This window comes from Paenibacillus wynnii (genome assembly GCF_030812855.1).
Classification (GTDB): Bacteria; Bacillota; Bacilli; order Paenibacillales; family Paenibacillaceae; genus Paenibacillus_AQ; species Paenibacillus_AQ wynnii_A.
Genome location: NZ_JAUSTK010000032.1, coordinates 1 through 14140, shown reverse-complemented (window position 1 = coordinate 14140; position 14140 = coordinate 1). Strand labels below are relative to the sequence as shown.

The 14140-nt window shown below is 46.2% G+C and carries 13 protein-coding genes; 4 read left to right on the top strand and 9 right to left on the bottom strand.

What is annotated here, in order from left to right; translation table 11 throughout:
* Nucleotides 1-56 precede the first annotated feature (56 nt).
* Nucleotides 57-1373 (bottom strand): xylose isomerase, encoded by a 1317-nt coding sequence (gene xylA, locus J2T20_RS21970; protein WP_307591567.1) that lies wholly within the window; start codon nucleotides 1371-1373, stop codon nucleotides 57-59.
* 278 nt (nucleotides 1374-1651) lie between these two features.
* On the opposite strand from xylA, the gene J2T20_RS21965 reads away from it, so the two are divergent.
* Together J2T20_RS21965 and J2T20_RS21960 are read left to right on the top strand one after the other, a co-directional pair.
* Nucleotides 1652-2812 (top strand): ROK family transcriptional regulator, encoded by a 1161-nt coding sequence (locus J2T20_RS21965; RefSeq protein WP_307591565.1) that lies wholly within the window; start codon nucleotides 1652-1654, stop codon nucleotides 2810-2812.
* A gap of 149 nt (nucleotides 2813-2961) precedes the next feature.
* Nucleotides 2962-3162, top strand: coding sequence for a hypothetical protein (locus J2T20_RS21960; RefSeq protein ID WP_307591563.1), 201 nt, complete (start codon nucleotides 2962-2964; stop codon nucleotides 3160-3162).
* A 100-nt stretch (nucleotides 3163-3262) separates the two neighbouring features.
* On the opposite strand, the gene J2T20_RS21955 is transcribed toward J2T20_RS21960, so the two are convergent.
* From J2T20_RS21955 to deoC, 6 genes are all read right to left on the bottom strand, one after another.
* Nucleotides 3263-3496, bottom strand: coding sequence for a glutaredoxin family protein (locus J2T20_RS21955; protein WP_307591561.1), 234 nt, complete (start codon nucleotides 3494-3496; stop codon nucleotides 3263-3265).
* A 310-nt stretch (nucleotides 3497-3806) separates the two neighbouring features.
* The gene (gene trxB / locus J2T20_RS21950; RefSeq protein ID WP_307591559.1) at nucleotides 3807-4748 is read right to left on the bottom strand and encodes a thioredoxin-disulfide reductase; all 942 of its coding nucleotides are present in this window, start codon (nucleotides 4746-4748) and stop codon (nucleotides 3807-3809) included.
* 163 nt (nucleotides 4749-4911) lie between these two features.
* Nucleotides 4912-6879 (bottom strand): heavy metal translocating P-type ATPase, encoded by a 1968-nt coding sequence (locus J2T20_RS21945; RefSeq protein ID WP_307591557.1) that lies wholly within the window; start codon nucleotides 6877-6879, stop codon nucleotides 4912-4914.
* A gap of 334 nt (nucleotides 6880-7213) precedes the next feature.
* A complete protein-coding gene (locus J2T20_RS21940; protein ID WP_307591555.1) occupies nucleotides 7214-8275 on the bottom strand; it encodes a hypothetical protein in 1062 nt (353 codons plus the stop codon).
* 272 nt (nucleotides 8276-8547) lie between these two features.
* Complete coding sequence (locus J2T20_RS21935) at nucleotides 8548-9840, bottom strand: homocysteine synthase (protein WP_307591553.1); 1293 nt, start codon at nucleotides 9838-9840, stop codon at nucleotides 8548-8550.
* A 247-nt stretch (nucleotides 9841-10087) separates the two neighbouring features.
* Nucleotides 10088-10765 (bottom strand): deoxyribose-phosphate aldolase, encoded by a 678-nt coding sequence (deoC, locus tag J2T20_RS21930; protein WP_307591551.1) that lies wholly within the window; start codon nucleotides 10763-10765, stop codon nucleotides 10088-10090.
* A 293-nt stretch (nucleotides 10766-11058) separates the two neighbouring features.
* On the opposite strand from deoC, the gene J2T20_RS21925 reads away from it, so the two are divergent.
* Nucleotides 11059-11400 (top strand): hypothetical protein, encoded by a 342-nt coding sequence (locus J2T20_RS21925; protein ID WP_307591549.1) that lies wholly within the window; start codon nucleotides 11059-11061, stop codon nucleotides 11398-11400.
* 11 nt (nucleotides 11401-11411) lie between these two features.
* Nucleotides 11412-12407, top strand: a complete 996-nt coding sequence (locus J2T20_RS21920) for a ketoacyl-ACP synthase III (RefSeq protein WP_307591547.1) — start codon at nucleotides 11412-11414, stop codon at nucleotides 12405-12407.
* A 74-nt stretch (nucleotides 12408-12481) separates the two neighbouring features.
* Here J2T20_RS21920 and J2T20_RS21915 read toward each other — a convergent pair whose 3' ends face one another.
* Together J2T20_RS21915 and J2T20_RS21910 are read right to left on the bottom strand one after the other, a co-directional pair.
* Complete coding sequence (locus tag J2T20_RS21915) at nucleotides 12482-13312, bottom strand: prohibitin family protein (RefSeq protein ID WP_307591545.1); 831 nt, start codon at nucleotides 13310-13312, stop codon at nucleotides 12482-12484.
* A gap of 236 nt (nucleotides 13313-13548) precedes the next feature.
* A complete protein-coding gene (locus tag J2T20_RS21910; RefSeq protein ID WP_307591543.1) occupies nucleotides 13549-13704 on the bottom strand; it encodes a hypothetical protein in 156 nt (51 codons plus the stop codon).
* Nucleotides 13705-14140: the final 436 nt, after the last annotated feature.

Sequence of the window (14140 nt, the reverse complement as noted above, 5' to 3'; positions counted from 1 at the left end):
CCCCCGTTGCAATAAACTACGATAAAGCTTTGTACCTTTGGTCTATTCTTATTCTACTATTCAGCCAAAATGTATTGGTTCAATGTAGCTTTCAAATACTCTTGACGACCGGATTGGTTAGCACGCGGGTTCTCATTGTTCAGTGCATACTCGGACAGCGAAGCCAGTGTAGCTTTACCGGACACGATATCAGCTCCAACACCTTCAGTGAAGCTGCTGTAGCGTTTGTCGATGAAGTTCTCGAATACGCGATCTTCAATCAACTTAGCGGCCACTTTCAAGCCCTTAGCATAAGTGTCCATGCCGGCAATGTGTGCCAGGAACAAATCATCAGGCTCGAAGGAAGGACGACGTACTTTAGCGTCAAAGTTAATTCCGCCTTTACCAAGGCCACCGTTCTTCAGTACTTCGTACAGCGTCAGTGTGGAATCATAAAGGTTAACAGGGAACTCATCTGTATCCCAACCCAGCAATGGATCGCCTTGGTTGGCATCCAGTGATCCCAACATGCCGTTGATACGGGCTACACGAAGCTCATGCTCAAAAGTATGGCCTGCAAGCGTAGCGTGGTTAGCTTCAAGATTCAGCTTAAAGTGCTTGTCGAGGTTGTATTTTTGCAAGAAAGCAATCGTTGTAGCTGAGTCGAAATCATATTGGTGTTTTGTTGGCTCTTTTGGTTTTGGCTCGATCAGGAATTGTCCTTCAAAACCGATTTCCTTCGCATAGTCAACAGCCATTGAGAACAAACGGGCAATGTTGTCAAGCTCAAGTCCCATATCCGTATTGAGCAGTGTTTCGTAACCTTCACGTCCGCCCCAGAAGACATAGTTTACAGATCCAAGCAGCTTACCAACTTCCAGACCTTTCTTCACTTGAGCAGCCGCATAAGCAAATACATCAGCGTTGCAAGCAGATCCTGCACCATGCACATAACGTGGGTTAGTGAACATGTTAGCTGTGTTCCACAGCAATTTCTTGCCGGAAGTTTTCATGCCTTGAGCCAATAGATCAACGATTGTGTCAATGTTGCTATGGAATTCACGCAGGCTTTCACCTTCAGGAGCGATATCTAAATCGTGGAAGCAGTAGAAAGGAATGTTCATCTTATCCAAGAATTCAAAAGTAGCTTCAACGCGTGCCTTTGCCTTGTCCATTCCAGAAAGATGATTCCAGCCGCGAATTGCAGTTTCAGCACCAAACGGGTCAGAACCGCCAGCTGTTAATGTATGCCAGTAAGCCATCGCAAAACGAAGGTGCTCCTCCATTGATTTCCCTGCAACGATCTCTTCAGGATTGTAGAATTTGAATGCAAAAGGGTTGGTAGAACGGCTTCCCTCATAAGAAATCTTACCTACTGTTTCAAAATAAGCCATTATAAAATCCTCCTCATATTGTGCTTTGTCCGCAAGCGGTTACAAACTCATATTAACACATCGCAAAGACTTTGTATATTGGTTAAACAAAGTTTTTTTATTCTCGTAAATTTTGCGTTTTTTACAACGAACCCATGTTATGATGACCTTAAATCGAAGTTCTCAATCCTTGAATATTCCGAAAAAGGGATCGCGATCCTGTTGCAATTTACAGCACATGGCTCTAGACTAAGTTGCGTAGAACTAAATGAGAACGTTCCCAGAAGGAAGTGTAATTCGTGAAAGTTACCGGTGACCAGGCACTGGTCAAGAAAATTAATAAATCCATTGTCCTCCATATGATTCGAAAACACTCCCCCCTCTCACGGGCAAGGGTATCGGAAATGACAGGACTAAATAAAGCAACTGTATCCAACTTGGTTGCCGAGCTATGCCAGCAAGAACTGGTTATTGAAGCCGGCCCGGGAGAGTCCAGCGGAGGTCGTAAACCGTTAATCCTGCATTTCAATGCGATGGCAGGCAGTGTTATCGGCATAGAGCTACGTGTAAAACAGCTGACTGCTGTCCTCTGTGATCTCGGTGGAAATGTGCTGGGTGAACGTGATTACACCTTGAACCATCACGACCTGCCGTATGTTCTGGAAGAAATACATAAAATAATTTCTGAGCTGATGGCCGCTGCTCCCGTAACACCATATGGCATTGTGGGAATTGGGGTAGGTGTTCCCGGTATGGTGGATGAGAACGGAGTGGTCTTATTTGCACCCAATCTAGGTTGGGAAATGGTGAATCTGCGAGGCCTGCTGGAATCATCCTTTTCCGTTCCCGTTACAATCGATAATGAAGCGAATGCTGGAGCCCAAGGTGAGTTGAACTTTGGGGCCGCGCGGGATGTGCGACATCTTCTATACGTCAGTGCAGGGTCCGGTATCGGTTCAGGGATCATCATCGGCGGGGAATTGTATAAAGGCGCACGCGGGTATGCGGGAGAGACCGGGCATATGTCTATCGAAGCCGACGGCAAGCTATGCAGCTGTGGAAGCCGCGGATGCTGGGAATTGTATGCCTCGGAGAAAACGTATGATCACGCGGATATCGATCTACCGGCACGAACTACGCCGGAGCTTGTACGTTATGCATCTCAGGGGCAGGAGGATGCTCTGCGCCATTTTGCAAAGGTGGGGGAATATCTAGGCATCGGTATAACCAATCTGATCAATAGCTTCAATCCTGAGGTTATTGTAATTGGAGGAGCACTGTCAGAGGCTGAAGAATGGCTCGGTGAACCGCTGCGAAAGGTGGTTGCGGAACGCACTCTGCCTTATCATAAGCAGCAGTTGGAGATTACATTCTCCAAGCTGGGCAGCCGCGGCACTGTGATTGGTGCTGGATTCTCGGCGGTTATGCATTTCCTTGGGAATATCCGTGTCACCCTGTGAGTAATGAACAGTTAACAAATTGACGTAATATTGACGTATTTAGGGTACTCTCAGGTGCAGATTAAGGGCTTTCAATTCTATATAATGAAGGTTATAATAGTGTGACATTTGTCACCACAAAGCCTCTTTTTGAAATGGAGTGATCGCCCATGACCTATGTTGATACGTCCGATATTTCGGCGAAAATGTTCATTGCTGTTCTTCTGTTTCTGCTTGTCATTGCACCGCTCATCAGCCTCGGCGTACTACGTCTGTTCCAGTCCAGGAAGAAGTCCGGATTGATGCTAATTGGCTCCGGCATAGCGGTATATGTGATCTTTCAGATTAGTACGTTGTTTCTAGATACCTAGCGATCATCATTTTTTGTACAAATAAAATGTCTCCAACAAACAAAAAAGCAAGTTTCCTAATCCCGGAAACTTGCTTTTTGCTTGGTATTTATAGAATTAATTACTCTGTCGCCAAAGCTTTGGAGAACTGAGTTTTGTTCATGCCTACAATTTTATACTCGCCAATTACGGTTATAGGCACAGCTCTCATCCCCATATCCCATACCTGCTGTGCAAAATCATCATTCTGCTCGATGTTGCGCTCCTCGTAGGAAACGCCCTTCTCACTCAGAAAGCTCTTCACCTGACGGCAATGCGGACAATTGGTCGAAGTGTACACAATTACATTTTCCATAGTATGATCTCCTCCTATAATTTTGCGGGAACTCCGCTTCTATAAATCTTGAACGTTCACTTCACTTAACTAGGCTGATGATCCCAAAGTTAATTGTATTTCATACATCTATTTGGTGATTTGACGAGCTGTTTCTAACTTTAATTGTACTTGATGCAACTAAAAAACAGCAAATCACCGATTATAGCCCAAGCTCGCCCGAATAAGTGTATTAAGTACACTTAAACGAGCATTAGCGACTAAGTAAACCCAAATAGATGCATAAAATACACTTATATGATATGAAGTTGAGCCGGCGTTAAATACTAAATTATAGAATGACCGCGCTATGCTCTAAACTTTCAATATATTTCTCAGCATCAATAGCCGCCATACAACCGCTGCCTGCTGCAGTAATTGCTTGTTTATAGCGTGTATCCTGAACGTCACCGCAAGCGAATACGCCCGGAATATTGGTTTCTGAGGTACCTGGATTGGTTACAATATAGCCGTTCGCATCCGTTGTGATCTGACCGCCTAAGAATGCAGTGTTAGGATGATGTCCAATGGCAACGAACACACCGCTGGCTTCTATAATCTCTTCCTTACCGGTTTCATTATTTAGCACTCTCAGTCCGTTCACACCTTTATCGCCTGAAGTCACCTCTAGAGGAGTACGGTTAAGGCCCCAAGATACTTTAGCGTTGTCACGTACGCGGTCCTGCATGATTTTGGAGGCACGCAGTTCACCGCGGCGGTGAACCAGAGTTACTTTTGAAGCAAAACGAGTCAGGAAACCCGCTTCCTCCAGCGCAGAATCCCCACCGCCAACAACCACAATCTCTTTGCCGCGGAAGAAAAATCCGTCACAAGTTGCGCAAGTACTCACACCCCGTCCGATATTATCCTGTTCACCGGGAATACCCAAGTATTTCGCAGTAGCTCCAGTGGATAGAATCAGTGTGTCCGTCTCCAGGACTCCCATCCCTTCAATATTCAGCTTAAACGGACGTTCCCCCAGTTCTACACTATTCACCCAACCCGTACGAAATTCTGCACCAAAACGCTCCGCCTGCTTACGCATATTGTCCATCAGATCCGGTCCCATTATGCCCTCAGAAAACCCCGGAAAATTCTCGACTTCTGTTGTAGTGGTTAGTTGTCCACCCGGTTGAGGTCCCTCAATAACCAATGGCTTCAAATTGGCGCGAGCCAGATAGATTGCAGCAGTCAATCCGGCGGGACCTGTTCCCACAATAATTGATTTATACATGACTATATCCTCCTTATGGAGCTGTACGGCAATGCGTCAGTCCTTATTTAAAATGATTACAATGTAGTATTTATTATGATAACAGAAAACGATTCTGTCAATATGCCAGACTCCTATTACAGGAACTATTTTGTGAACAATTTAATTTTTAAAAATTAACATTCTAGCGCAACAGCCGCAGCCCATTCAGGATAACCAGAATAGTACTTCCTTCATGACCTATGACACCAAAAGGAAGCGCGATTCCCTGCAGGAAATTGCTCAATATGAGAACCGAGATGACACTTACCGCAAAAATCATATTTTGTTTAACAATTCTTTGGGTACGGCGGGCCAAGGATATCGTAACGGCGATTTCCTCAATGTTATCGTTCATTAAAACCACATCTGCAATTTCGAGCGCAGCACCGCTGCCCTTCATTCCCATCCCTATTCCCACAGTTGCCGTGGCTAGAGCTGGTGCATCATTAACTCCATCTCCTACCATAACCACATTACCATAGGTCTCACGCATCGCTTTGATATATCTAACCTTATCCTCCGGCAGAAGATCAGAATACACCAGATCTACTCCTGTCTTACGGGCAATTACCGCTGCAGTAGCAGCACGGTCTCCAGTCAGCATGGCCACCTTAATCCCTAATGCCTGCAGCTTTCGCACAGCTGCTTCTGCCTGTGGACGTACTGTGTCCTGCAGCGCAATCATGCCCGCAACCTTCTCGCCCTCTATGATAATGGATACGGTCTTCCCATCATCTTCCAATTGCTGACGAAGGGCTCTCCAATGGTCAAGGATACGAGTGGAGCCTTCAATCGTTTCCGTATCAAGGAAGTTGGTTTTCCCAATCCGCCATTGCTGTCCATCAATCTGACCCTCAATCCCCCAACCGGTTAAGGACTTAGTCTCCTGTACACTCCGAAGCACCAGATACTCATCCTCGGCTTTGCGTACAATGGCTTCCGCTAGTGGATGCCGTGACATATTCTCAAGGGAGGCACATATAATGAGCAGCTCATCCCGATCGTACTCCTCGCCAGCAATAAAATCAGTAACTTGCGGGGCTCCCTCGGTTAATGTACCTGTCTTGTCAAAGGCGACAATAGAGGTGCGGGCCATATTTTCCAGATGGACACCGCCCTTGAATAAAATCCCTCTGCGCGCGCTCTTAGATATTGCGGACAGCATCGCCGGCATGATGGAGGAGACGAGCGCGCATGGGGAAGCAACAACGAGAAACACCATGGCTTTATAAAATGTGATTGCCCAATTCCAATCCAGCAGTAACGGCGGCAGCAAAACCAGAGCTAACGTTGTAGCCACTACCACCCGGGCATAAATAGACTCCAGCCGTTTGATAAAGCGCTGCGAGTTAGGCACTTCCGATTCTGCATCTTCTACCATCTTGATAATCTTCGCAAAAAGGGTGTTCTCTGCAGATTTGGTTACTTCAATATACAGAGGGCCTTCGCCATTGACTGTACCTGCAAAAACCTCATGACCGGCAAATTTGTCGACAGGGACCGACTCTCCGGTAATGGAGGCCTGATCCACGGATGATTCCCCGCGGTATACCTTGCCGTCTGATGGAATCAATTCCCCAGGGCGAACCAGCAGCAGATCTCCAATGGTCAGTTGGTCAATCGAAATCTCATTCATAGCTCCATTCTCAATTCGCACCGCCGTTGCCGGCTTAAGTGCCATAAGTGAAGAAATATCTTTTTTACTACGCTCCATCGTGTAGCTCTCAAGAGCCCCGCTTAGGGCAAATATAAAAATCAACATCGCGCCTTCATTCCAGTAGCCGATAGAAGCAGCACCAAGTGCAGCGGCAATCATCAGCAGGTTCACATCAAGATCCCGTTCTTTGATTAGTGTCTCTACACCTTCTTTAGCCTTGACCCATCCGCCTACAGTATATGAGATTACATAGAGCAGAACAGATATGATCTCGGACCACCCACCTGCAGCCCATGCTATAAGCATCAAGATACCGCTGCCCAGCGCGGCCTGCATTTCGGAATTGCTCATTACCGCCTGCAGATCAAACTTTCGGCGGTTTGGTAATTGTGGTCGTTTTGAGCTTGGAGATAATGCCTTGCCTTGGGTTAAATGTTTAGATGTTGCTTGCATAATAAATCACCTTCCCTAATAGAGTTGTGGTTCTTTCAATTGATCATTGAGAATGAGATCCATTATTAGGTCCCTTAAAATGACACATGCTGCCCCGGCTAAGCCGGGACAGCATGATAGATTTAAATGTGAATGAGAATGATAATCATTGTTGTAATAGTGCAAATATATTTCCTTAGTGCAACTTATACATATACTATACCACCTTAAACCTTATTGTAAACAGGTGGATAAGCCTAAAAACACAAAAAAAGCAGCTGTCACCGTTCGAAAGTTGAACGGTGACAGCTGCTTTACATTATTTTAAGCACAAATACTCTTAATGAGAATAGGCTTACTTAACAGCCCTTACCCCTTCGGTATGTTCGAAGGTTTCCTGCCGGGCCATCCACGTCAGGCAGGCTGCTCTCAGCAGCGCTTCAGTCCGCTGGTCCGCGCTGCAGAAGATCCCGTTCAGGCCGATCCGGTACAGATCGGCCAATGCAGACGCCGCCGGTGCCCCCGCGGCGAGCACTACCGCCGCCGGCTTGATGCGCCGCACGGCGGTCAAGACCTGCCCCGCCGCCAGGGCGAAGCCCTCCGCGGCGGCATCGTCCTCCGGCGCGGCGGCCATAGCCGCGCCGTCCAGCACGAGGAAATCGGCGATACGCACGATTTCCTCGGCGGCGCGATGCGCATCGGGGGCGAGCAGCGCCCCGATGCGGCAAGTCGCCGCAAAGGCGTGGCCGAGGGTCTGCTCGGCCACGGTCTCGATGAATTCGCGCATGGCCGCGAATTCGGCTCCGCTGGCGGGGTACGGCGCCAGCAGATCCACCCGGCTATCGCAGCCCTGCCGGTAGCGCTCGCCGAGTGCAGCGAACAGTGCTTCAAGCTGTACATCCTGAAGTGCATTCAACTTGAGAGGTCGTGCGGACAGCTCAGGGGTGAACGGAAGAGTGACTGCAACCCAGTTGCCGTCCGATGATTCCAAGAGCCCAGCTGCTGTGGAACGGAGTATATAATAAATACGCTGCAAAACCCGATCAGTCTCAGCCTCATTGTCACTGGTGATCCAAGTATTATAAAGTTTCTCAAGCTCCGGCTTCAGCAGCCACGCTTCACTCCTAACGAGACACGGGCCAGCCGCCGTTGCCGGATTGCCCGCAGTTACTACGCGTCGATCATTTTCTCCTTCACGCAGGACCAGGAATTCCGGATGCAATTCAGTCCGGCTGAAGTAGCTCCGGTTAAACCTTTCTGCTGTTTCCCGGCTGCCTCCTACGCTTTCAGATTCCGCAGATGCAGATTTTAGAGATACAGAAAAGCTAACTCCATCCCATGCTTGGTCACCAGCGTTAAACTTCAACGGGCGCTCTTCATTACTTCGAAAACCATCCTGCTGATGCTCATCCTTCATTATCTGCACCCACCCTTTTCGGCTTTGGATTGCTGCCGGCTTATTCATTAGATGTATTGGTTCCCGCCGGCTCTAATGCTTTACTTATAAATACGGGGGACGCCTTGGAATTATGCAAGCGGTATCAAAACATGTGAAATTACACACTTTATATGGTGAACCTATAGATTCGTATATTTTAAAAAAAGGGCCTTTACCGCTCTGATCTTCCTCTCTCCTATATCGAAGGAGGATTGGATCTAGTGGGTAAAGTGCCCTTCATAAGTACTTTATTATTGCTGGCTGGCCGCTATCGCCTGCCCCAGATCATACAAAATATCATCAATGGATTCTGTACCAATAGACAGGCGAACCAGCTCCGAGGATACCCCGGCAGAGATTTGCTCCTCGTCAGTAAGTTGCTGATGCGTAGTACTCGCCGGATGAATAATAAGCGACTTGGAGTCTCCGACATTAGCCAGATGAGAGAAGAGCTTTACATTCTCAATTAGCTTACGTCCAGCCGTAATTCCACCCTTAATCCCAAAGGTAAGAATGGCTCCCTGTCCTTTAGGCAAATACTTTTGGGCCAGTTCATAAGACGGGTGACTCTGAAGTCCAGAGTAGCTTACCCATTCCACATCTTCATGAGCTTCCAGATAAGCGGCTACTTTCAATGCATTCCCGCTGTGACGTTCCATCCGCAGATGCAGTGTTTCCAGGCCCTGCAGCAGCATCCATGAGTTGAATGGGGATATAGCAGCACCTAGATCACGCAACAATTGAACACGCGCCTTTATGATATAAGCTATAGGTCCGACAGCCTCAGTGTAGACGACTCCATGATAGCTTGGGTCCGGTTCGGTCAGACCCGGGAACCTGCCACTGGCCTTCCAATCGAACTTCCCAGCATCCACAATTACCCCCCCGATAGAGGTACCGTGCCCACCAATGAACTTCGTGGCAGAATGCACGACAATATCTGCACCATGCTCAATAGGACGAAGTAAATAGGGGCTTGGGAAGGTATTATCAACAATAAGAGGAATTCCATGCTCATGAGCGATGGCGGAGACAGCTTCAATGTCCAATATATTACCCTGCGGATTGCCGATAGTTTCAGCAAATATTGCTTTGGTCTTATCATTTATTACGCTGCGGAAATTCTCCGGGTTATCCGAGTCCACAAAATGAACCTTAATCCCAAGCTTAGGCAGCGTTGTAGAGAAAAGATTATATGTACCGCCGTATAGACTGGCTGCAGACACGATCTCATCACCGGCACCTGCGATATTCAGTATGGAGAAGGAAATAGCCGCCATCCCAGAAGCGGTTGCAAGCGCACCCGCACCGCCTTCAAGAGCGGCAATCCGCTGCTCGAAAACATCGGTGGTCGGATTCATCAAACGGGTATAAATATTGCCGAATTCCTTAAGTCCGAAGAGGTTCGCAGCATGCTCAGTATCACGGAATCCATAAGAGGTTGTCTGATAAAGCGGAACAGCACGGGCAAAGGTAGTTGGATCAATCTCCTGACCCGCATGGACGGCCAAGGTTTCGAACGACAGTTTACGATCTTCTGACATCGATATTTCCTCCCTTATAATAAATAATAGAAAACTTTAACAATTAAGAATTGTAAGTATTCTCTCACATTTCATGTTATTTGAAAAGAAAATTCTTATTATTCCACTGTGAATTATCACTTTACCACGGAACATTTTATATAACGCTTACATAAATCTTTATTAATAAGGAATCCGAATGAACAAAAAAGCGGCGTGCATCACTCTCTCTACACATGCCGCCGTTCATTTTCCTCTAATTCCGGATTTAATATCCCGACTCGTTCTGTTCACCCTTCGCAATAGCTACGCCGCCGCTTGTTCCAATACGGGTTGCACCGGCTCCGACCATTACTAGCGCATCCTCTGCACTGCGAACGCCACCAGAAGCTTTCACACCAATATCGGGACCCACAGTCGCCCGCATAAGTGCGATGTCTTCCTTCGTTGCCCCTCCTGTAGAGAAACCTGTAGATGTTTTTACAAAATCCGCCCCAGCCTGGACAGAAAGCTTGCAGGCGCGAACCTTTTCTTCATCGGATAGCAAACTGGTCTCAATGATAACCTTGGTGAGTGCTTTGCCACGGGCTGCATCAACGACAGCAGTAATGTCGCGTAGTACCCACTCATCGTCGCCACCCTTCAGTGCACCAATGTTAATAACCATATCTACTTCTCCTGCACCGTTAGCGATGGCATTTGCCGTTTCAAATGCTTTGGTTTCTGGAGTAGAAGCGCCTAGAGGAAAACCGATAACTGTACACACTTTGACCTCCGGGGTATCCTTCAGCACTTCGTGGGCAACAGCCACCCATGTTGGATTAACGCAAACGGAGGCAAACTTATATTCTTTAGCTTCCTCTGCCAATTTAATAATGTCTTCTTTACGTGCGTCCGCTTTAAGCAGCGTATGATCAATCATTCGGGATAAGGTATTTTCACTCATCGTTGTATTCCTCCATAATTTGAGTAATGTATGTTCTCACATTCCTTCATCATACCAATAGATGTCTTCTTTGCAAAGTTAAAGGGCTCTACTACTGCAAAGCACAGTGCCTTGTATATCACTGTACGAAATGGATGTGGTTCCCTGATTAATAAAGATTAAAAAAAATAGGGTTAATATGCCAAATAACACTTTCCAAAATAGGGAATATAGGTATAATAACTCTCATATGTTTCGACATATTTTTTCTTTTGTTTTATTAATATTAAATATTAGGAGGAGATCTTTCACAAATGGGAAATTTCAATTTTTCACCAAGCACTGAAACCCGCACACTTAAGGTAATGGTAGAGGGTGCAATGTCACAAGAAGATGCCGGCCGCTTCATCCAGGAGTACAACGAACATGTAAGTAAATTTGACCCTACACAATATGAAATCGTTCTGGATTGTACAGGTCTAAATGTTTCTTCCCCGGACGTGCTCCCTATGCTGGAGCAATGCTACATCATGTATAAAGAATCCGGCTTCAAAAAGGTTATTTTTACGATTGCCAAGAATCCGGTTCTCAAGATGCAGCTCGGCCGTGTTGCCCGTTCTACTAAGCTGGAAAATTATGAAATAGTAGAAGTTTAGGAGGACTTAATTTGGACTCTATTACGATTCGCCAAGCCGCTTATTACCATCCGGAACGTGTCGTGCATAATGATTTTTACCTGAACCATTTTAACAGCATGGGCAAGGACATTGAACGATTTTTGCAAGTAATGGGTCGGGAACGGAGATATATTGCGGATAGCGAAGAGGAGAATGCATTTACGATGGGTCTGAAGGCAGCCCAAAAGGTGCTGCTGGAAGCCGGATTAACCGGAGAAGATATGGATATGATCGTATTTGTCTCTCAGACACCGGAATATACCTATCCTACCAATGCTCTTCTGCTGCACCATAAGCTTCAGGGAAAACACCGCACCATTACTATGGATTCCAACGCCAATTGCGCCGGAATGGTGACCTCCGTAGAGCAAACAAGCCGTTATATGCAGTCTAATCCTCATGTCCGATACGCATTAGTCGTTGGATGTGACCACAGCTCTATTCATTGTAATCCCGATGACGAGATTACTTATCCTAACTTCGGAGATGCAGCAGCAGCTGTCATTCTCGAACGCAGCACCGACAAGAGTAAGGGATTTATCGACTCCTTATTCTACATAGATTCAGAGGGCAGCGCTAATATTACGTTCCCGGCCTGCGGTTTATCGAACATTTACAGTAAGGATGTTACGCCAGAGCAACTGCGCATCCGATGGATCCCTTTTGACGGTACGGTCTGCGTAGATGCTGCAATAAATGATATAAAAGAGCTTTTAGCTCGATATGAACTAACGATTGAGGATATTTCCGCTTTCTGCCTGTCACAGTTTTCCCTTAAAAATATTGAACTGATTCAGAGCGGCCTTGCAGCAACGCATGAAAAATTCATCTACGTTGGTGACGAATTCGGCTATACAGGTACAAGCAGTCCTTTCATCGCTTTTCAGCGCGGAGTTGAGGATGGAGTCATTAAAAGAGGCGACTATGTGTTTTTCTGGTCAGTAGGCGCGGGATGGCAGATTCCGACGATGCTTTTCAGATACTGATTATAGTATTAATCTTCACCAAAAAGGCCTTGCTCAAGGGGAGCAGGGCCTTTTTGGCTTCGAAATATAACCTATTATTTCTGAGTTAGTGAATCAATATCAATAAAGGGAGTGGCCCCGCCAGTTACACTTGGCAGCTTGCCGTCCCATTTCTCCAGTGCTTTCTCGGATACCTCAATTTGTTTTAGCTGCACCAGCTCTGGAGTTACCTCCTGCTTCTTCAACCTCAGAGATTCTGCCTCTGCTTGAGCCTGTGCGATTTTTTGTTTGGCTTCGATCTCAATCCGTCTAAGATCATTTTCAGCCTTCAGTGCCTGCTGCTGGGCGACCTGCTTCGCTTCAATAGACTGATCGAAAGCCTCGGAGAATTTAAAGTTCACAATATTAATATCGTTTACAACCAGATCATATTTGGCAAGCCTGGAGGTTAAGTACTCGCTGATCTCAGCTGCCACCACATCTCTTCGTTTAATTAAATCCTCTGCGGGATATCTCGCTGTTACTTCCTTGACGATTTCCTGTATGGCCGGATTAATAATAACCGTATCAAAATTCCCGCCGATGTTATTCATCAAGTTGTATGCCGAGCTTTTATTAATTGAATAGTTCACAGCTACATGCGTAGATACCGGCTGTAAATCTTTCGAGGAGGCTGTTGTATCTGTCTCTGCTTTCGTTACCTGTGTGTTCACCTGAATAACCGTCTGGATGAAAGGTATTTTAAAATGGATACCCGGCGCCAGCGTATTATCGTTCAGCTTACCGAATGTTTTGTACAACCCTACGTGCCCGTATTCTACGGATGTAAATGCATTCCCCCCAATAATCAGCACAATCAAGACCGCTGCTACCCCGCTGACTAATTTCCCTGTACGAAATGGCTTGATCTTTGGATTAATGTCCATATTCATTAAGACCTCCCTGAGTGATGTTGAAGCCGTGTGCTTTCTACAAGAAAAGTTGGCTCCAACATTTGATATCACTATATACGGCCATTGCTTTAAAAAGGTCTCAAATTATGGAGCAGATGGAAATCCAAGTATAAGACCTTCAGGTATAAGACTATACCTCTCGGTTTGTTTACCGCTCTGGTAACTCACATTAAACACTTTATCGTCGGTCAGATTCACAGAATAGGCTTTCAATGCTTCATTAATGTAGGTGACCTCTGCATGATCCTTATTCCAGCGGTAACATATACATTCATTGGTGTTCCATGGACGGCAAACCCCTCAAGCAATCCAAGCAGCAGCGTTGCTAGCAATGCTGCTGCCGTTCTTTTGCAAAGCTTAATCATATATACACTCCCTCTTATAATTGATGACTTAAAGATTAGTTTAGAAGAATTACAAGTGAAGCTAAGGACAGTTAAGTTACTTAATTGAAGGAAATGGGTTCTATATTGTCTCTAAATATGTAAAAAAGAGGGTGTCCCATAAGCCATGACCTACTAGCGCTGAATCAAGTGTATTTTTACATTTGAATGGCTGGAATCGGCCTACTAGGGCGAAATCAAGTGTATTTATACATTTGAATGGCTGGAATCGAGCTACTAGCGCGGAATCAATTGTATTATTACATTTGATTGGCTGGAATCGAGCTACTGGTGCGGAATCAAGTGTATTTATACATTTGAATTGGCTGGAATCGGCCTACTAGGGCGGGGAATTGATCGGCTGCAGGTTAGAAAGTAATAAATGCTTTAAGCCACCTTCGCTGTTTTGGGGGAACGG